Below are 18,479 nucleotides of genomic sequence, written 5' to 3'. Positions count from 1 at the left end.
AGGACTGTTCTTTAAAGAAAGGCGTGTTCCCGGTTTGCTGGGACACGCCTTTTTTTATGCGGTTTCAGGGAGTTTGTCTGAATTGAGGCGTATTCGCACGTTACACGCGCAAGAGACTGAAATTTCATAAAGTTAATGCGCGACCGTGCGCAGTGGGAATGATAACGTCGGAGACGAGACCACTTCGGAAAACCTGAATGCTGGTCCATTTTTATTCTGTTATGGAGCTTCGTTTCCAGATGCGTCTTTTCAACCTCTCCCTGATCGCTGCCGTTTCCGCCCTGGCCCTGACGGCTGCTCCGGCATTCGCTGACCCCGCCACGACGGCAGCCCCTGCTGCGCCTGCCGCTGAAGCTCCGGCTCCCGCCGCCGCTGCCCCGGCCGCTCCTGCCGATGCCGCTCCGGCTGCTGAAGCCGAGACGCCCAAGAAGAAGCATTCCGGCAAGAAGCACCACCACAAGCACAAGCACCACAATAAGACGTCCGCTGCTACGGATGCCGCGCCGACTGAAGACGCTGCACCGTCCAACTGAGGCGTCTCTGTCGGTTCTTCTGAAGGACTGCGGAAAGCAAAACGGGGGTCTGCACATGGCAGACCCCCGTTTTTTTATGCCCTGTGCATCCGTAAGCCGCGCAGGCTTACGGATGGGAAGTGTCAGTAGCGGTCGAGCGAGAGGTCGAGCGACGGAATGGCCGTCTGGCGGCCGGAGATCTGGTCTGCGACGATCTGGCCGGAGCCGGCCGTCATCGTCCAGCCCAGCGTGCCATGGCCGGTGTTGAGCCACAGATTGCCATAGCGCGGGGAGGGACCGACGATCGGCGTGCCGTCCGGCGTGCAGGGGCGCAGGCCGGTCCAGTATTTCGCGGACGACAGGTCGCCGCCGCCATACATTTCGCTGAAGGACAGTTCCAGCGTCTCGCGGCGATCCGGGCTGAGGCGCAGGTTGAAGCCGTTCAGTTCCGCCGTGCCACCGATGCGGATGCGGTCGCCCAGACGCGTGATGGCGACCTTGTACGTCTCGTCATTGACGGTCGAGACCGGGGCGCGGCTTTCATCCGTGATTGGCATGGTCAGGGAGTAGCCCTTGACCGGATAGATCGGCAGGCGCAGTTCCAGCGGCTTGAGGAAGCGCGGGGAGTAGCTGCCGAGCGCGAGGACGTAGCGGTCCGCCGTCATGCGTCCTGCGCTGGTGCGGATGCTGACGATGGCGTCACTGGCGGCTTCCAGAGCCTCGATCGTGACGCCGAGATGGAACTTCACGCCCTTGTCTTCAGCCATTTTGGCCAGACGGCGTGTGAAGAGATGGGCATCGCCCGTCTGGTCACCGGGGAGGAGCAGACCGGCCTTGAGCAGGTGTCGGGCATGGGCGAGGCCGGGCTCGCGGGCGAGAATCTCGTCCACGGTCAGCAGCTTGTGCTCAACGCCGCTTTCGGCCAGCAGGCGCATGTCTTCGGCGGCGTATTCGACCTGGCTGTCCGTGCGGAAGAGCTGGATCAGACCTTTCTGGGCGCCGTCATAGGTGATGCCGGTCTCGGCGCGCAGGGCGTCGAGGCGGTCGCGGGCGTATTCCGCAATCCGCAGCATCCGGCCCTTGTTGATGTCATAGGCCTTTTCCGTGCAGTTCATGAGCAGTTCGCCCATGAAACGGAACATGGCCGTATCGAGGCGCGAGCGCACGACGAGCGGGCTGTGCTTCTCGAACATCCATTTGGCGGCCTTGAGCGGCAGGCCCGGCATGGCCCAGGGGGTTGAATAGCCGGGAGAAACCTGTCCTGCATTCGCAAAAGATGTCTCCAGACCCACACCCGGCTGGCGGTCGATCACTTCGACTTCATGGCCTTCCTGAGCGAGATACCAGGCCGTTGTAACGCCGATCACTCCGGCGCCCATGACGATGACTTTCATATCTGTCCTGCTGTGTTGTCGTCTGTAGAACCGCCCTGAACTGACCGTGATCGGCTCAGCGCCACGAAAATATTGTTCCGTTTCGTTAGCCCGGAACGCCCTTGCTGGTCGAATATTCGAAATGCAGAGCCGTGTCGGGATGGACGATGGCATGGATGGCATGGGCTGCCATGGCGCCTTCGGAGAAGCCCTGAAGGATCAGCTTCAGCTTGCCCGGATAGGTTGCCACATCCCCGATCGCGAAAATGCCGGGCGTGCTGCTCTCCAGCGTGGCCGGGGTGACGGGAACGGTGTTGCGATGTGTGTCCAAGCCCCAGAGGGCGATCGGCCCCAGATCGGTGGACAGGCCATAGAACGGCAGAAGTGCATCGGCCCCGATGTGGCGCGATGTGCCTTCAAGCGTGGTGACTTCCACGGTGGAAAGCACCCCGTCCGTGCCGTGCAGGGCATGGAGCTGATAGGGCACAACCTTCTCGATCTTTCCAGCCTCAATCTGCTGCTCGATACGTGACAGCGTCTCAGGCGCACCGCGGAAACGATCCCGGCGATGCAGCAGATAGATTTTTTCGGCGACGTCGGAGAGGGACAGCGCCCAGTCCAGCGCGGAATCGCCGCCACCTGCGACTACGACGCGCTTGCCTGTGAAATCTGCGCGTTTCTTGACGTAATACTGCACCGCGCCCGTGCGTTCATAGGCTTCGAGCCCGTCGAGCGGTGGGCGGTTCGGCCCGAACGCACCGGCACCGGCCGCGATGATGACGGCTTTGGCGTTGATGACGTCGCCGCGTGCGGTTTTCAGCGTGAAATCCCCACGATGGCCTTCCAGCGTCTCGACGCGCGAGCCCAGCAGACGGGGGACGTCGAACGGGGCGATCTGCTGTTCGAGCGCCTCGATCAGGGCGCCGCCTTCGATAGCGGGATGGGCCGGGATGTCGTAGATCGGTTTTTCCGGATAGAGCGCCGCACATTGTCCGCCGACACTGTCGAGGGCGTCAATCAGGACGCAGGACAGTTTGAGCATGCCACATTCAAACGCGGCGAAGAGAGCGGTCGGACCGGCGCCGACAATCGCGACATCGGTGTTGAGGGTCTGAGGTGCAGTCGTCATGATCTGTTTCATAATCGGTTTGAAGGGCTTGGGGTAGGGCATTGAACGTACGATATACGTTTGTAATTCAGGACCTGAAGGGCCTCGGCGGGACCGAGCGTTCGGCCTGTGCCGTCATGAACGGACTGGTACGTCAGGGGTGCGACGTGCGGCTGGTGGAACTGGTCGGCGCGGGCGCTCCGGCCTTTGCCCTGTCGCCTGAGATTCCCATGACCGCGCTGTTCGTCCGGCCGGTAAAGATTTTCAATTCGTGGTTCCGGATCGTGTGGCGTTTGTCGCGTTTCCTGAAACGGGAGAAGATCGACACGCTGGTGGTCGTGGAGTCCACCCATGCGCTTTACGGCGTGGCGGCAGCAAAGCTGGCGGGTGTGCGCTGCGTGGTCTGGGAGCATTTCAACTTTAACGTGACGTTAAATCGCCGCAAGCGCGTCTGGGGACGGCAGCTCGCCGCGCGCTGGGCCGATGATGTGGTGGTTCTGACCCAGCGGGACACGGCGTTGTGGCGAGAAGGGACGACGGTTCGTGCCCGGCTGACCGCCATTCCGAACATGGCTCCTCCTGTGACGGATCGCCTCTATCCATCCGAGTCCCGGCTGGTTCTGGCGGCGGGACGTCTGACGGAGCAGAAGGGCTATGACCTGTTGCTGCGGGCCTGGCGGATCGTGGAACAGGACCCGGCGAGCATGGGCTGGGATCTCCTGATCCGGGGGGACGGGCCGGATCGTGACGCCCTGCTGCAACAGGCGGAAGGGTTGCATCGCGTGACGATTGCGCCGGCTATCGGCGGGATCGACGCCGCTTATGCCCGTGCGGCCCTGTTTGTGGCCTCTTCGCGTTATGAGGGACTGCCGATGGTACTGCTTGAGTCTCTGTCGGCTGGGGTGCCGGTTGTGGCGTTCGACTGCGAGACGGGGCCTGTGGAAATCGTGCGCGACGGCGAAACCGGATTGCTCGTCCCGCCGGAAGAGCCGGAGGCCTTGGCCGTTGCCCTGCTGGAGTTGATGCGCACGCCCGAACAGCGTCAGGCCATGTCGGCCGCCTCCCGGCTGCGGGCCGCCGCGTTTCAGGAAGAAGCCGTCATGGCGCGCTGGATGGATCTTCTCCGGAATGGCGGTCGCTAAACGGGCTCCGGACGCCCTTGCTGGCATACGGCAGTCGGGCCACATTGGTGGCATGCAGATACGCCTTGATGACCAGCTTGCGACCGAAACTCTGGCGGCCCTGATTGCCGACCGTTGTGCGCCCGGAGACTGCCTTGCGCTTTCGGGTGGTCTGGGGGCGGGGAAAAGTACATTCTCCCGGGCCTTCCTGCGCCATTTGGCTCAGGACCCGCAGATGGAAGTTCCCAGCCCCAGCTTCGCGCTTGTCCAGCCATACGAGACGCCGAAGGGCATGGCTTACCATTACGATCTGTGGCGTCTGGACGGGCCGGATGCGTTGCATGAACTGGCATGGGACGAGGCATGCGAAGGCATCATGCTGGTCGAATGGCCAGAGCGGGCCGAAGACCTGCTGCCGGAAGGCGCGCTGCATCTCACATTCTCCCCCGGCAAGACCGAGGACGCTCGCCTTGTTGACCTGACGGGCTGGCCCGATGGTCGGCTGACAGGACTGAAGCCATGAGCGGCGTCGTCACCATTGCGGGCACGGAGCCGTTTCTGGATCGTGTGGCGCAGGAATGGCTCGATCGCGATCCGGCCGCCCGAACGGATGGTCCGGGCCTGATCCTCGTTCCCAGCCGCCGCGCGGGCCGTGCGCTGATGGAGGCCTTCCTGCGGGTTCTGGACACGCAGGCCGCACTCCTGCCGCGTATCGTTGCGATCAATGACGTGGACGAGGACGCGCTGGCCTCTATCGGGATCGACGTCATGTTGCCTCCGGCGGTGGAGCCGCAGCGACGTCTGGCCGTGCTGTCGATGCTGATCCTTCAGACGCCGCTTGTGAGTGTCGGTGTGGACAGCACCAAGGGGATCGACCGGGCCTGGCCGCTGGCTAAAGCGCTGGCGGACCTGATGGACGAGGCCGAGCGCAGCGGTGTCGATCTGGCCGAGCGCCTGCCGGATGCGGTGGAGGAGCGCTTTTCCGATCACTGGCAGCAGACGTTGAAATTTCTGGAGATCGTCACTGCCGTCTGGCCGAAATGGCTGGAAGAAGAGGGGCTGTGCAACCCGGTGGCCCGGCAGATTGCGCGGCTGAAGGCGCAGGCCCGCGCCTGGGGAGAAAAGCCGCCCTTAACACCGGTCTGGGGCGTGGGCTTCGCGGACGGGTCTGCGGCGGTATCGGACGTGCTGGCTGTGGTGGCGCGGCTGCCGGCCGGGCTCGTGATCCTGCCGGGTGTGGATCTGGGTATGGCGGACGAGATCTGGGCTGCTCTGCCGCCGTCGCATCCTCAGGCGGGTCTGAAGGAAATCCTGACGGATCTGGGTCTGTCCCGTGAGGAACTGACGGACTGGGATGGGGGCAGGGATCGCGGACGCGAGCTGATGCTGCGCGAAGTGCTGTTGCCGGAACAGGGTATCGCTCATTGGGGGCAGGACAGCCGCCCGCGCGATATCGACAGGCTCTCCATTCTCCCGGCGCAGGACCAGCAGCAGGAGGCGCAGGCCATTGCGCTGATCTTGCGCGATGTCGTGTCCGAAGCCGGGAAAACCTGCGCTCTCGTCACGCCGGATCGTGCTCTGGCACAGCGCGTGGGGACCGAGCTTCTGCGTTTCGGGATCCATGCCGATGACAGTGCGGGCGAGTCCCTGTCCCAGACCCCGGCCGCCGTGTTTCTGCGGCTGATCGCGACCGCTGCGGAAGCGCAGCTTTCTCCCGTCGCGTTGCTGTCCGTTCTGAAACATCCGCTCGCCGCTCTGGGCCGCACGCCGGGGGACTGCCACGCTTCCGCCCGGCGTCTGGAGCGGCTTCTGCTGCGCGGGCCTGCCCCTGCGCCCGGCATTGCCGGACTGAAAGCTGCGCTGCACGACTATGCACAGAAGAAACATGCCCCGGATCACGGGGCCAGCGCGGATGCCCCGGACGAGCCGGAAGGCCCCGCTGCCTTCATCGCGCGGATCGAGCAGGCTTTCGATCCGCTTCTCTCCATCGAGGGGGCCATTCCCCTGCCGGACCTGCTCGAACGCCTGATCCATACGGCGGAAGCGCTGGCCGCCACGGCGGACGAACTGGACGCTCCGGAGGAGGAGCCGCGTCATCCGGGCGCGCGTCTGTGGCTGGGCGAGGATGGGGAGGCGCTGTCGCGGCATCTGGCGGCGCTGATCGTCAATACCGGTATTCTGCCGCCGCAGCGGCTGACGCATCTGGATTCGTTCCTCAACACGTCCATGGCCGGGCAGATGCTGACCGGTCTGCGCGCGCATCGGGGCGGCGTGGAACTGGCGCATCCGCGCGTTTCGATCCTGGGCGTGCTGGAAGCGCGGCTTCTGGCGTTCGATGTCGTGGTGCTGGGCGGCCTGAACGAAGGCGTCTGGCCGCCCGCGACCGATCCGGGCCCCTGGCTGAGTCGCCCGATGCGCGTGCGTGTGGGGTTGCCCTCGCCGGAGCGGCAGACGGGCGTGAGCGCGCATGATTTCGTCTCGACCATTCTGGCTTCGCAGGAAGCCGTGTTCGCCAGTTCGGCCCGGCGTGAGGGTGCGCCCGGTGTTCCGGCGCGCTGGATGGTGCGGATGGAGGCGTTTCTCGGCGGCCGGTCGCAGAGCCTGCCGGTGCATCCTGCGCTGGACTGGCAGCGCTGTCTGGATCAGCCGCTCGCGGGTGCCGAAGCCGTTGCGCCGCCCGAACCACGGCCGCCTGTCGCTCTGCGTCCACGGGGGCTTAGCATTACCGAAATTGAGACGTGGATGCAGGATCCATATGCGATCTACGCCAAGCATGTCCTGAAGCTCCGGGCTCTCAAACCGTTGGAGGAAGGCGCGGAACACGCCGATTTCGGCATGATCGTGCATGATGCGATGGAACGCGTTCTGCGGGACTTCCCCGAGCGCTGGCCCGCCAATGCGAGCGCCATTCTGCGCCGCGTCTTTGCCGAGGAGCTGGCGAAGGCCAATATGCGTCCGGCCCTTGTGAACTGGTGGGGCCCGCGTCTGGCCCGGATTGCGGACTGGGTGGCGGAAAAGGAAGCCTCTTACCGCCTGGAGATGGAAGACAGCGGCCCGGCGCAGGGCCGGTTCGTGGAAGTCACGGCGTCTTTCCGTCTTGAGGCGGCTTTCGCGCCGTTCGAGTTGCGCGGTCGGGCGGACCGGATTGATATCGGTGCCGATGGTCTGGCCACTGTTTTCGATTACAAGACCGGGCAGCCACCGAGCGGAAAGAACGTTGCGGAAGGCTGGTCTGTTCAGCTCGTGCTCGAAGGTGCGCTTCTGGCGAAAGGGGCGTTCAGGGACGTTCCGGCCGTTGAGACAAAGAAACTGCTCTACTGGCATCTGACGGGCGGAGACGATCCCGGCAAGGAGAGCGAAGTGCCGGGTTCGCGCTCTCATACGGATGCGCCTACCCTGATTGCCGAGGCCATGGAAAAGCTCCGGACCCTCGTGGACGAATACGATACCCCCGATCAGCCCTACCGCTCCCAGCCCTGGGCCGGACATGTCCCGCGCTACACGGATTACGCGCAGCTTGCCCGCGTGGATGAATGGCGCGCGGCCTATGCGGAAGGAGAGGGCGAATGAACGACATGCCGCCTGTGATGCACCCCGTTTCCCGCCCCGTCACCCGCGACGAAGTCATTGCTGCTGCCGACCGCACGCAGCGTCAGGCGTCCGATCCGCGCGCTTCGGTGTTCGTCTCGGCCTCGGCGGGTTCGGGCAAGACCAAGCTGCTGATCGACCGTCTGCTTCGGCTCATGCTGCCGCTCTATGTCCAGACCGAGGACGGCGACACCATTCTGGCGGATGGCGCGCATCCCTCGCGTATCCTGTGCCTGACCTACACCAAGGCCGCCGCCGCCGAGATGGCCAACCGCCTTCAGCAGAAGCTGGGAAGCTGGGTCTCGCTGCCGGATGCGACGCTGGGGGCGGAACTTGAAAGCCTCGATGTTCCCAATACGGACGAGACCCGGGCGCGTGCGCGGGCCCTGTTCCTGTGTGTTCTGGATCTGCCCGGTGGCCTGCGGATCGAGACGATCCATGCGTTCTGTCAGTCGCTGCTGCGGCGTTTCCCGCTGGAAGCGTCGGTCGATCCGCATTTCACGCTGATGGAAGAGACGGACACGACACTGGCGTTGTGTGAGGCGATGGAAGACGGCCTCGCCCGCGCGCCGGAGCTTGCGGCCGATGTGGCTGGCACGGTGGGGCTGGACGATTTCTTCAGGCGCATCCGCACACTGAACATGGAGGAAAGCCGCGCCCGGCCATTGCTGGAGCGCTGGGCGATCCTGCCGGACAGCGTGGTCAGCGCCTATCGCAAGGCGCTGAAAGCCGGGCAGCAGAGCCTTGAGGATCTTGAGGCCCTCGCCTGTCGCCCTCCGAAGGAAGACGATCTGCGGGCCGGACTGCGTGATGTGCTCGGGCTTGTGACACCCACCGCCCGCGTCAACGTCGAACAGATGCTGGAATGGCTCGGGACGGAACCGGCAGAGCGGGCACCGGCCGTCTGGGCGAAATGTCTGCTGACGGACAAGGGGACCGTTCGGCAGATGAACCGGATCGTCGCCAAGAAGGCACAGGAAGCCGTTCCGAGCATTGCGCCCTTGCTGGAAGACGAGGCGCAACGTCTGGTGGACCTTCAGTCCAGCCTCAAAAGCCTGCGTCTGGTGCTGCTGAACCGTGCCCTGCTCGGTCTGGCCGCACCGATGCTGACGGCGTTTCAGGACGGCAAGTCCGCCCGTGGTCTGGTGGATTACAACGATCTCATTCAGGAAACCCGCAACCTTCTGCGCGATCCGGGTGCGGCCTGGGTGCTGTACAAGCTCGATGGTGGCATCGACCATCTGCTGCTGGATGAAGTGCAGGACAATTCCGGCCTGCAATGGGAAATTGCCGGTGCGCTGACCTCCGAGTTCTTTGCGGGGGAAGGCGCGTGGGACATGGGGCCGCGCCCGCGCACGATTTTCGCGGTCGGCGATTACAAACAGTCGATTTACGGGTTTCAGGGCGCCCAGCCCGAAGAATTTCATCGCTGGCGCACGGAGTTCGCGGATCGGGTTCGCAATGCCGGGCTGCTGTGGCGCGATCCGGAACTGAACGTCTCTTTCCGCTCGGTCCCACCTGTTCTGTCCTTCGTGGATGCGGTATTTTCCCAGACTCTTGCCGCGCATGGCCTGTTGCAGGAAGGCGAAAAGACGCTCCGCCCGCATGTCTCGGCCCGTCCGGGGCAGGGAGGGCGTGTGGAACTGTGGCCGCTCGTCCCCGTCGTTCAGGGCGAGGACGATGACGAGGGCCTGACACCCTGGCGCGCGCCTTCAGCCAATACCGGACAGCGCAGCGCGCCCCAGCGCCTCGCCGAAGCGCTTGCGGAATGGATTGACCGGCAGATCGGGCGTCCGCCCCAGCCGGGGCAGGCGCCTCTGACAGCGGGGGACGTGCTGATCCTCGTCCCCCGTCGCTCGCCGTTCCTGCGCTCGCTGATCCGGGCTCTGAAATCGCGCAATGTGCCGGTCGCAACGCTGGTCCGGGTCGGGCTGACGCAGCAGGTCGCGGTCCGCGATCTCATGACGCTCTGCGCGGCCCTGCTTCTGCCGCAGGATGATTTGACGCTGGCTTCCGTCCTCACATCGCCGCTGGGAGGGCTGACGGACGACTCGCTGATGGCGCTCGCCACCCGCAATGGCACGGCCCATGCCCTCGGCCCGAAAGGTCAGCCGCTCTGGACCGTTCTGCGGGATCGTCACCGGGAACGGGAGGACTGGCGTGCAGCATGGGAGATGCTGTCCACGCTCTATGCACGTGTCGATTATGCGTCTCCGTACCGGTTGCTCGCCGAAACGCTGGGGCAGCATGGTGGACGCACGCGGCTTCTGCGGCGTCTGGGGCCGGAAGCGGCCGAGCCGGTGGACGAACTGCTGACGGCGGCCCTGCGCTATGAAGGGCTGCATCCTCCGTCGCTTCAGGGCTTCCTGCACTGGCTCGAGGCCAGCGAGATCACCAGCAAGCGCGAGGCCGAGAGCGATCTGGGTGCCGTTCGCGTCATGACGGTTCATGGCTCCAAGGGGCTTCAGGCGCGTCTGGTTGTCATGCCGGACACGACGTCCAAACCGCCACCTGGCAGCGATTTCCTGTGGGAAGAGGCAGGCGCCTTCGAACTTCCACTCTGGGTCCCCAAGAAGGGCATGGGCACGGAGGTCACAGCCGCTCTGTCCGAACGGGATTCCGAAAAAGCCCGAGCGGAAAGCAACCGCCTGCTTTACGTCGCTCTGACCCGGGCCAGTGACTGGCTGGTGATCTGCGGGGCCGGAGCCAAGCGGGAGCCGGATGACAAGAGCTGGTACCGGCAGTGCGAGGCGGGGTTTAAGCAGTTGGCAAATGCCCGTTCCGAACCGATGGATCTCGGCTGGGAAGGTGAACGGTTCGTGTTGGAAGAAGACCGCACGCTGGCGCCGGTTTCATTCAGGCCCGGAGCGGCCGAAGCCTCCTGTGCAACACTGCCGGACTGGATGGGGCGTGCTCCCGACTGGAAGCCGTTCATTGCCCAGCGTGAAGATGCCCTGACGCGTCCGCTCGCGCCCAGCCGTCCGGATGGGGCCGAGTTTGGCGAACTCCCCGCTGCCCGTTCCCCGCTGGAGCTTCTGGCCGGTCGTCCCACGCCGGTGCGTGAACAGGCCATGCGACGCGGGACCATGATTCACCGTCTGCTTCAGCTTCTGCCGGAAACCCCGGTGACAGAGCGTGAAGCTGTGGCGGTGCGCTGGCTGTCTCGACGGGCCCTCGGTCTGACGGAGCCGGAAATCCATCGTCTGGCCGGACAGGTCCTGGGCGTTCTGTCCCATCCGGATCTCGCGCCGCTCTTTGCGCCCGGAAGCCGCGCCGAACAGCCGATTTCGGGTGTCAGTGACGGGCGCGTCGTGCTCGGGCAGGTCGATCGTCTGCGGATCGGGGACGGACAGATCTGGATCTGCGACTACAAGACGAACCGCAATCCGCAGCTGCGTGCCGATCGGACGCCTGTCGTCTATCTGCGTCAGATGGCGGCTTATCGTGCCGTGCTGGAGCAACTTCATCCCGGCTACGACATTCACTGCTCGCTGGTCTGGACGGAAGGGCCTGCCGTTGTCACACTTCCGTCCTCGCTGCTGGATCAGGCATTGCAAAGGTCTTGATCCACATCAAAAGCCCCTTGCAGTGAGGGGCATGGCAGCCGATATCCGTTTTCAGAAACTTCATTTGCCACAAGGAACACACTCATGAGCGCAAACACCGTTGCCGTCAGCGATAGCAGCTTCGACGCAGACGTTCTGAAATCCGAAGGTCCGGTTCTGGTTGATTTCTGGGCGGAATGGTGCGGCCCGTGCAAGATGATCGCACCGGCGCTTGAAGAAATCGGCGCCGAGTATCAGGGCCGTTTGAAGGTTGCGAAGGTCAATATCGACTCCAATCCCGAAGCCCCGACGAAGTATGGCGTCCGTAGCATCCCGACGCTGATCGTCTTCAAGGACGGCAAGCCGGTTGCCCAGCAGATGGGTGCGCTGCCGAAGAGCCAGCTCAAAGCATGGATCGACCAGTCTCTTTGATCGTTCTCCCCTGAGCAGCCCGGAAAACGGGTAAGGGAAGGACGTGAGGGGCGTGGTCACGATCCTGCGCTTTGTGTAGGATCGTGTCATGCGCTCGAAAGCTCCGACCTTCCCGACTCCCGTTCTCCTGACCTCCAGCGAGGAGGTGGCCCGTATCTGCGAAAAACTGCAGCACGAGCCTTTCGTGACCATCGATACGGAGTTCGTCCGGGAAAAGACCTACTGGCCGGAGCTCTGTCTCGTGCAACTCGCGGGAACCGAGGATGTTGTCCTGATAGACACGCTCGCTCCCGGCATTGACCTTGCGCCGCTGGGTGATCTTCTGGCCAAGCCGGACTGCATCAAGGTCTTCCATGCCGCGCGGCAGGATCTGGAAATTTTCCTTCATATTTTCGATCGTCTTCCGGTCTCGGTCTTCGATACGCAGGTTGCCGCCATGGTTGCCGGTTTCGGCGATCAGGTGGGGTATGACAGTCTTGTGGGCGCGATCACTGGTCGCAGCATCGACAAGGCGCATCGCTTCAGCGACTGGTCGGCCCGTCCGCTGAGCAGTGCCCAGATTGCGTATGCCGCCGCCGATGTCACCCATCTGCGCACGGTCTATGAGGCCCTGCGCAGACAGCTTGCCGAGCAGGGCCGTCTGCATTGGGCCGACTCCGAGCAGGCAATTCTGACAGAAGAAAAGACGTTCCGCCCCGATCCCCGCCGCCTGTGGGAAAAGCTGAAAGCCCGCACCAGCAACCGCCGGATGCTGGCTATTCTGCGGGAAGTGGCCGCATGGCGCGAACAGGAAGCACAGAATGCCGATATTCCCCGCCAGCGCGTCATCCGTGATGAAAGCCTGCTGGAAATCGCAGCCGTTCATCCGGATACGGTTGAAGCGCTCTCCCGTATTCGGGGTGTGACCCGGGGTTTTGCCGAGGGCAAGATGGGCAGAGGGCTGCTCGAGGCCATCTGTATTGCTCAGGAATGCCCGGAATCCGAACTTCCAAAAGCGCCGTCGAAATCCGAACGGGTCCGGCCCTCAGCCGCTCTGGTGGCGCTTCTGCGGGTTCTTCTGGCCGCCAAATGCGAAGAGCACAAGGTGGCGCCCCGGTTGGTCGCCTCTTCGGAAGATCTTGATCTGATTGCTCTTGGAGAGACCGATGTCGGCGCACTGCGTGGCTGGCGTCGCGAACTCTTCGGTCTGGATGCCCAGGCGCTGGTGCGCGGCGAGATTGCGCTGGCCGTTGTGAACGGTCTTGTGGAGCTTCAGCGTGTCGCGGAAACGGCCGCATAAGAAGCGCCTTCGACGCGGCGGGGAGTTTCTGGTAAGAAGCCTCCCGAAGATGTTTCGGGTCCGGTGGGCCGGGACTGCAGATCAACAGCATATCGGGCCATATCAGGTACCGAAGCGGGACAGGGAAACGAACATATGGAGTGGACGGACGAGACGATCGCCAGACTTCGCGATCTGTGGAGTCAGGGACTTTCGACCGCCGAAATCGGCCGCCAGCTCTCCATCACCAAGAATGCCGTTGTCGGCAAGGCTCACCGTCTGGGTCTGCCTCCCCGCCCTTCTCCCATCCGTAATCGCAAAGCCGCGGACGGTGAAGCAGGAACGGCAGAAGCCGCGCCCCGTCGCAAAAGCCCCTCCCGTGCCAAGGCGACAGAGTCTGCCGGGTCGGACCTGTTTGCAGACGGCAAGGATGTCGTCCCGGAAAAATCCGCTTCAGGCACTATGGAAAAACCCGCCGAGAAGTCTGCAGCACCTCCCCGCAAGGCTCCCGCCGCTGAACTTCCCAAGGCTCCTGTCCAGCCTGTTGCTGCGGCCCGTGTCATTCCTCCGGTTCAGAAGGATGTGGCTGCGTCACATCGGGAGGCTGCCGTCACGCCTCCTAAACCGGAACCCCGTGTGGCTCCTGCACCCCGTCCAGCCATGCCACCGCGGTTTTCAACGGCAGGTATCGACCGCCCCACGCGGCGTGGTCCTTCATGCTGCTGGCCGATTGGCGACCCCGGTACGCCGGGTTTTCATTTCTGCGGGGCAACGCCGCTCCCTGGAAAGCCATACTGCGCCGAGCATGCTGCGATTGCCTACGTTAAAATCCGGGACCGCCGCGACTGATTTTAGGCACAGAACCACGAAAAAAGCCGCCCTTCCGAAGAAGGTGCGGCTTTTTTCATAACAGCGACGCAGTCTGTTTCGTCACCACAAAAAAAGACGAGGAGCAGCCGAAGTTGCTCCCCGTTTTTGTGCGAATGGTTTAGTCCGCCGCAGTGGCCGACCATGCGCGCTGTGCGAAAATTTCCCCGTAATTATGAATTTCCGTCAGGTAAGAGAGATTACTGTCCAGCATGCGACCTGACGAATTCATTGGCTTGAATAGCCCCGCAAGGCCGTTATCGAATACGAAACCATAAACGCTATCCGATTTCTGTAGATTGTCGGAATAGGTGAAATGGTGGCTGATTGTGAAAGATAAAGTTTGTTCTGGTTTTCAAATACCAGAAGCCAATATAGGCAACACTGTTGCAGGCGGCTCATTCGGACGCAATATTAGCGTTGCTGGGGTCGATCTTGCCTGCTGTCAAAGGCCAGAATGACGTGTTCTCCATTTATTGTAACGGAGTTCATGTCCCGATACCCGGTATCAGGAATACCATAGTCCTGCATCGCAGCTTTATAAATCTTGCGACGTATTCCGTACTTTTAGGGAAGTAAGGAAAAATGGTGCTGCTGGACAGGATTGAACTGTCGACCTCTCCCTTACCAAGGGAGTGCTCTACCACTGAGCTACAGCAGCATACCGTTGCCTTGGCGCGCTTCGTAACGGGTCAGCGCGCCAAGCGCAAGTCTTAATCGTCGCGATGGACTTTTTCCATCTTCTCATGACGCTCCTGCGCGTCGATGGACAGCGTGGCGATCGGGCGGGCCTCCAGCCGTTTCAGACCGATCGGTTCTCCCGTCTCTTCGCAAAAGCCGTAGCTTCCATCCTCGATCCGTTCGAGCGCCATATTGATCTTGGTGATCAGTTTGCGGGCCCGGTCACGGGTTCTAAGTTCGAAAGCCCGATCCGTTTCGACGCTGGCGCGGTCGGTAATATCGGATTCATGGATTCCCCCTTCCGAGAGACTCGCAAGCGTTCCATCGGCCTCTTTCAGAAGATCGACACGCCAGCGCAGAAGTTTCTGCCTGAAGTACTCGACCTGAAGCGGGCTCATGAACTCTTCGTTGTCGGAAGGCCTATAATCCGGCGGCAGCGTAATCATGCGCATCCAATCCCTGGCTGATCCGCCGACGTCCGCTTCCAACAGCCGCAGGCGATAACGCGCGGCTTATAGCTACCCCAGCGGCATCCGCCAACCCCGAACATGTTTTTGCCTGTCTATCGGAAAGGGCGGAAATCTGCGTCTCCGTTAGGGGTTTCTTTACCCTGTAAGGCCATCCTCAATACCTGAGACCCCCAGACCTGTCTTGCAGGCATCAGGATACCCCCCGTCGCCCATGCGTTTTATTCTGCGATCTCCGTCATCTTTTCACATCCTGATGCACCGGCTTACTGCGCTTGTTTGCGTTGGGCTGCTTCTGCTTCCGGGTTTTGCTCTGGCAGCCAGTGTCCGCATCAAGGACATTACGGATATGGAAGGCGTGCGAAGCAACCAGCTGATCGGTTATGGTCTGGTCGTGGGGCTGAACGGCACCGGTGACCGGCTGACCAATACAATTTTTACGCGTGAAACGCTGATTTCCATGCTGAATCGCCTGGGCGTCAACATCCGCGATCAGGAAACACAGCTTCAGACACATGACGTCGCGGCCGTCATGGTGACGGCAGATCTCCCGGCTTTCGCTCATGGAGGAAACCGGATTGACGTGACGGTCTCAGCTGCGGGTGATGCTTCCTCCCTTACGGGAGGCACGCTTCTGGTCACACCATTGATGGCGGCGGATGGTGAAGTCTATGCGGTTGCGCAGGGATCGCTTGCAACAAACGCGTTTTCGGCCAGGGGAGCTGCTGCCTCCATCACCCGCAATGTGCCGACGAGCGGGCATATCGCGAATGGTGGCATCGTCGAGCGGGAAGTGCCTTTCGACCTCAGCCATCGATCCAATCTTCATCTGAGTCTGCGAAATCCTGATTTCACAACAGCGAGTCGGATTGCAGCGATCATCAACCGGACCTTCGGGCCGATTGCGAATGTTCAGGATCCCCGTACCGTCCTGCTGGATCTGAGCAGCCACGATCCCGTTCCTACACTTTCGCGGATCGGTGATCTGCTCGTGACGCCGGATACGCCTGCCAAGGTGGTGGTGGATGAAGCTAGCGGAACCATCATCATGGGAGCAGATGTCCGGATCAGCACTGTTGCCGTAGCGCAGGGAAATCTGACGGTACAGGTGACCGAAACGCCCGAGGTCTCCCAACCGGGCCCATTCTCCAATGGTCAGACGGCTGTGGTGCCACGTACGAACGTCAAGGTCGATACGGGCAAGAACCAGCATCTGGCGGTTGTCCCTGGTGGCACAACGCTCAGGGAGCTTGTTGCGGGACTGAACGCTCTGGGTGTGGGGCCAAGAGACATGATCAGCATTCTGCAGGCCATCAAGGCTGATGGTGCCCTGCAGGCAGAACTGGAGATGCGTTGATGACCATATCCTCGACCACCGGCACCCTATCACAGGGATTTCCGTTGCACGGCCAGAAGGCAGATCCGGCCAAGACGTTAAAATCCGCCGAGGATTTCGAATCAATGGCCATCAATCAGATGCTTCAGCCCATGTTCGCAACGGACGACGACAGCGACAGCATGTTCAGTGGTGGAGCCGGAGAAAAGCAGTTTCGGCCCATGCTAGTGGAGCAGATCGCCAAACAGATGGAAAACAACGGTGGTATTGGCATGACGGATGCAATCAACCGTCAGATGCTGGCCATGCAGGAGCAGAAATGAGCGCGTCCATTATTCCGGCCATGCAGCGGCTGATTGCCATTCTGGAAGCGGAAAATTCTGCATTGGAAGAAGCGCGCATCCCGGATGCTCTGGCGCTCCTGCCCGACAAGCAGAATGCTGCCAGAACGCTGGAGCAGGAAGTCTCGGTCGCCAATGACCGTAAACAGGACCTCTGCCCCTGCTGCCCGGATGACGAAGAGAATCCCGTACAGCAGGAGTCGTCGGCGCTGCCCTATCGCGATTTGCTGGACCAGATGACCGAACTGGGCAATCGCAATGGTGAACTTCTGCAAAGAGCCATCACGGCCCAGAAGCGCGTGATTGAATTGCTGACATCAACCCCAGCGGCGGCTCTGCCGCAGAACTATGGCAATCAGGGCGCCTATGCCCCTGTCAGCGAGAGACAGGCGCTTTTCGTCAGTAAAGCCTGAAGTCGTCAGGTCAGTCTTCGGCGAGAATCTGCCGACTGACCTTGACCTTGCCAACACGTCGGCGGTCCATTTCCAGAACCTCGAACAGCCATCCGCCGAACGCGACCTTGTCTCCCCGTGCGGGAACGCGCCTGAGAAGTGCCAGCATGACACCGCCAAGGGTATGATAGCCCCCGGCGCCAGGGAGTTCCGGAAGGTTGAGGCGCGAGCGCAGTTCATCCGCAGGCATGAAGCCTTCAAAGACATAATCGTCTTCGCCTTCAGCGGCCTGTAGTTCCGATGATGACGACTCCGTTTTTTCCTCACCGACGATCGCTTCCAGCACATCGGATGGTGTGACGATGCCTTCAAAAGAGCCGTATTCGTCCAGAACAAACGTAATTCCGAGATTGACCCCGCGCATGCGCTCGATCATGTCCTGTGCGCTGAGACTGTCGGGGATGACGGGGGGCTCACGCAGGACGGCATCAACGGAAACCGGCAGTTTCAGGAGCAGTCGATCCATGATGTCTTTGGCGAGAATGACGCCAACAGGATGGTCGACATCTCCTTCACAGACCACAATCCGCGCGTATGAAGACTGGCGCAGTTTGCGGACCAGCGTTTCCTGATCCGCATGTCTGTCGATCCAGAAAAGTTCATTGCGCGGCGTCATGATGGCTCTCACCGGTCGGTCTGCCAGACGCAGAAGGCGCTCGATCATGGCCTGTTCGTCAGTTTCGAGTACGCCCGCCCGTGCACCTTCGGCCAGAACGGCTTTCAGTTCTTCTTCCGTCACGGCAGCGCGCGTCAGGGGGCCGATACGGAGCGCCCGGAGGACCAGAGAGGATGTCCCGCTCAGCAGCCAGACAATCGGCTGTGCCACACGCGCGACGCCCACCAGAAGCCAGGCCAGACGTGAGGCAATGGTCTCCGGCTGTTGCAGGGCAATCTGTTTGGGAATCAGTTCACCGAAAACCAGCATGGCGAAGGTGATGATGGCAACGACAAGAACCATCGAGACTTCGCTGGCGATCGGACGCAGCGAAGGAATGTCCGCAATCCAGGGCGTGACGGTACCTTCCATCTGGCTGCCGCCAAACGTACCTTCAAGAATGGACACCAGCGTCATGCCGACCTGAACGGTTGGCAGAAAGCTGTGTGGATCTTCCGTCAGCCGGATTGCGGTTGTAGCCCCACGGACTCCCTGCTTGGCCAGAACCTCAAGCCGTGGCCGTTTTGCCGAAATGAGAGCCATTTCTCCCATGGCAAACACGGCATTGAGGAAAATGAGCAGACAGATAACAAGAATAGGGGTCAGCATGGTCCGGCCAGAATAATGAATGGCTCAATCATAACAGGACGACTGACGGATGCCATGCCCTTCATTTGCTGACCGTAGACGCGAGGCTTTTCCATAAAAAAACCGGCTCGCATGGAGCCGGTTTTTTTTACGCA

16 protein-coding genes and 1 tRNA gene are annotated in these 18,479 nt (G+C 61.9%); 11 read left to right on the top strand and 6 right to left on the bottom strand.

What is annotated here, in order from left to right:
* Positions 1 to 197 precede the first annotated feature (197 nt).
* On the top strand, positions 198 to 533 hold the full coding sequence (locus GAL01_RS15665; RefSeq protein WP_156476381.1) for a hypothetical protein: 336 nt from the start codon (positions 198 to 200) through the stop codon (positions 531 to 533).
* Between the two features lie 122 nt (positions 534 to 655).
* On the opposite strand, the gene GAL01_RS07080 is transcribed toward GAL01_RS15665, so the two are convergent.
* Positions 656 to 1,906 (bottom strand): D-amino acid dehydrogenase, encoded by a 1,251-nt coding sequence (locus GAL01_RS07080; protein ID WP_062029880.1) that lies wholly within the window; start codon positions 1,904 to 1,906, stop codon positions 656 to 658.
* A gap of 85 nt (positions 1,907 to 1,991) precedes the next feature.
* Entirely contained in the window at positions 1,992 to 3,014 is a 1,023-nt protein-coding gene (locus GAL01_RS07075; RefSeq protein WP_062029929.1) for an NAD(P)/FAD-dependent oxidoreductase, read from the bottom strand.
* A 41-nt stretch (positions 3,015 to 3,055) separates the two neighbouring features.
* Between GAL01_RS07075 and GAL01_RS07070 the strand changes: the two genes are divergently transcribed.
* The 7 genes from GAL01_RS07070 to GAL01_RS07040 all read left to right on the top strand — a co-directional run bounded on the left by GAL01_RS07070 (position 3,056) and on the right by GAL01_RS07040 (position 13,786).
* Positions 3,056 to 4,135, top strand: a complete 1,080-nt coding sequence (locus GAL01_RS07070) for a glycosyltransferase family 4 protein (protein ID WP_062029878.1) — start codon at positions 3,056 to 3,058, stop codon at positions 4,133 to 4,135.
* Positions 4,136 to 4,187: 52 nt separating this feature from the next.
* Positions 4,188 to 4,637 (top strand): tRNA (adenosine(37)-N6)-threonylcarbamoyltransferase complex ATPase subunit type 1 TsaE, encoded by a 450-nt coding sequence (gene tsaE / locus GAL01_RS07065; RefSeq protein WP_062029925.1) that lies wholly within the window; start codon positions 4,188 to 4,190, stop codon positions 4,635 to 4,637.
* Positions 4,634 to 7,684, top strand: coding sequence for a double-strand break repair protein AddB (gene addB, locus GAL01_RS07060; protein WP_062029876.1), 3,051 nt, complete (start codon positions 4,634 to 4,636; stop codon positions 7,682 to 7,684). Before tsaE ends, addB begins: the two co-directional genes overlap by 4 nt.
* Positions 7,681 to 11,268: a double-strand break repair helicase AddA gene (gene addA, locus GAL01_RS07055; RefSeq protein ID WP_082790716.1), complete on the top strand. Its 3,588-nt coding sequence runs from the start codon at positions 7,681 to 7,683 to the stop codon at positions 11,266 to 11,268. Before addB ends, addA begins: the two co-directional genes overlap by 4 nt.
* Positions 11,269 to 11,352: 84 nt before the next feature.
* A complete protein-coding gene (gene trxA, locus GAL01_RS07050) occupies positions 11,353 to 11,679 on the top strand; it encodes a thioredoxin TrxA (protein ID WP_062029874.1) in 327 nt (108 codons plus the stop codon).
* An 88-nt stretch (positions 11,680 to 11,767) separates the two neighbouring features.
* On the top strand, positions 11,768 to 12,958 hold the full coding sequence (gene rnd / locus GAL01_RS07045; RefSeq protein ID WP_062029872.1) for a ribonuclease D: 1,191 nt from the start codon (positions 11,768 to 11,770) through the stop codon (positions 12,956 to 12,958).
* A gap of 135 nt (positions 12,959 to 13,093) precedes the next feature.
* Positions 13,094 to 13,786 (top strand): GcrA family cell cycle regulator, encoded by a 693-nt coding sequence (locus tag GAL01_RS07040; protein ID WP_062029870.1) that lies wholly within the window; start codon positions 13,094 to 13,096, stop codon positions 13,784 to 13,786.
* Between the two features lie 139 nt (positions 13,787 to 13,925).
* Here GAL01_RS07040 and GAL01_RS16170 read toward each other — a convergent pair whose 3' ends face one another.
* The 3 genes from GAL01_RS16170 to dksA form a co-directional block, all read right to left on the bottom strand.
* Positions 13,926 to 14,132 carry a glycoside hydrolase family 68 protein gene (locus tag GAL01_RS16170; protein WP_082790715.1) on the bottom strand — a complete coding sequence of 69 codons (207 nt, stop codon included), beginning with the start codon at positions 14,130 to 14,132 and terminating at the stop codon, positions 13,926 to 13,928.
* 258 nt (positions 14,133 to 14,390) lie between these two features.
* Positions 14,391 to 14,465, bottom strand: a tRNA-Thr gene (locus tag GAL01_RS07030).
* 52 nt (positions 14,466 to 14,517) lie between these two features.
* Entirely contained in the window at positions 14,518 to 14,931 is a 414-nt protein-coding gene (gene dksA, locus GAL01_RS07025) for an RNA polymerase-binding protein DksA (RefSeq protein ID WP_062029923.1), read from the bottom strand.
* 235 nt (positions 14,932 to 15,166) lie between these two features.
* Here dksA and GAL01_RS07020 point away from each other — a divergent pair, with 235 nt between their 5' ends.
* The 3 genes from GAL01_RS07020 to GAL01_RS07010 are packed head-to-tail and all read left to right on the top strand — an operon-like array spanning position 15,167 to position 17,042.
* Positions 15,167 to 16,309, top strand: a complete 1,143-nt coding sequence (locus GAL01_RS07020) for a flagellar basal body P-ring protein FlgI (RefSeq protein WP_062029868.1) — start codon at positions 15,167 to 15,169, stop codon at positions 16,307 to 16,309.
* Positions 16,309 to 16,611: a rod-binding protein gene (locus GAL01_RS07015; protein ID WP_082790714.1), complete on the top strand. Its 303-nt coding sequence runs from the start codon at positions 16,309 to 16,311 to the stop codon at positions 16,609 to 16,611. Before GAL01_RS07020 ends, GAL01_RS07015 begins: the two co-directional genes overlap by 1 nt.
* Complete coding sequence (locus tag GAL01_RS07010) at positions 16,608 to 17,042, top strand: flagellar protein FlgN (RefSeq protein WP_062029866.1); 435 nt, start codon at positions 16,608 to 16,610, stop codon at positions 17,040 to 17,042. Before GAL01_RS07015 ends, GAL01_RS07010 begins: the two co-directional genes overlap by 4 nt.
* A gap of 10 nt (positions 17,043 to 17,052) precedes the next feature.
* On the opposite strand, the gene GAL01_RS07005 is transcribed toward GAL01_RS07010, so the two are convergent.
* Positions 17,053 to 18,345: a hemolysin family protein gene (locus tag GAL01_RS07005; protein WP_062029864.1), complete on the bottom strand. Its 1,293-nt coding sequence runs from the start codon at positions 18,343 to 18,345 to the stop codon at positions 17,053 to 17,055.
* Positions 18,346 to 18,479: the final 134 nt, after the last annotated feature.

Origin of the sequence: Gluconobacter albidus (genome assembly GCF_002723915.1) — a bacterium.
Classification (GTDB): Bacteria; Pseudomonadota; Alphaproteobacteria; order Acetobacterales; family Acetobacteraceae; genus Gluconobacter; species Gluconobacter albidus.
This window is presented reverse-complemented; position numbering and strand designations above follow the sequence as displayed.

Bases quoted from the DNA above. Each gene is read 5' to 3' on its own strand.
- GAL01_RS15665 (WP_156476381.1), top strand. From the start codon at position 198: ATGCTGGTCCATTTTTATTCTGTTATGGAGCTTCGTTTCCAGATGCGT.
- GAL01_RS07080 (WP_062029880.1), bottom strand. From the start codon at position 1,906: ATGAAAGTCATCGTCATGGGCGCCGGAGTGATCGGCGTTACAACGGCC.
- GAL01_RS07075 (WP_062029929.1), bottom strand. From the start codon at position 3,014: ATGACGACTGCACCTCAGACCCTCAACACCGATGTCGCGATTGTCGGC.
- tsaE (WP_062029925.1), top strand. From the start codon at position 4,188: ATGCAGATACGCCTTGATGACCAGCTTGCGACCGAAACTCTGGCGGCC.
- addB (WP_062029876.1), top strand. From the start codon at position 4,634: ATGAGCGGCGTCGTCACCATTGCGGGCACGGAGCCGTTTCTGGATCGT.
- addA (WP_082790716.1), top strand. From the start codon at position 7,681: ATGAACGACATGCCGCCTGTGATGCACCCCGTTTCCCGCCCCGTCACC.
- trxA (WP_062029874.1), top strand. From the start codon at position 11,353: ATGAGCGCAAACACCGTTGCCGTCAGCGATAGCAGCTTCGACGCAGAC.
- rnd (WP_062029872.1), top strand. From the start codon at position 11,768: ATGCGCTCGAAAGCTCCGACCTTCCCGACTCCCGTTCTCCTGACCTCC.
- GAL01_RS07040 (WP_062029870.1), top strand. From the start codon at position 13,094: ATGGAGTGGACGGACGAGACGATCGCCAGACTTCGCGATCTGTGGAGT.
- dksA (WP_062029923.1), bottom strand. From the start codon at position 14,931: ATGATTACGCTGCCGCCGGATTATAGGCCTTCCGACAACGAAGAGTTC.
- GAL01_RS07020 (WP_062029868.1), top strand. From the start codon at position 15,167: ATGCGTTTTATTCTGCGATCTCCGTCATCTTTTCACATCCTGATGCAC.
- GAL01_RS07015 (WP_082790714.1), top strand. From the start codon at position 16,309: ATGACCATATCCTCGACCACCGGCACCCTATCACAGGGATTTCCGTTG.
- GAL01_RS07010 (WP_062029866.1), top strand. From the start codon at position 16,608: ATGAGCGCGTCCATTATTCCGGCCATGCAGCGGCTGATTGCCATTCTG.
- GAL01_RS07005 (WP_062029864.1), bottom strand. From the start codon at position 18,345: ATGCTGACCCCTATTCTTGTTATCTGTCTGCTCATTTTCCTCAATGCC.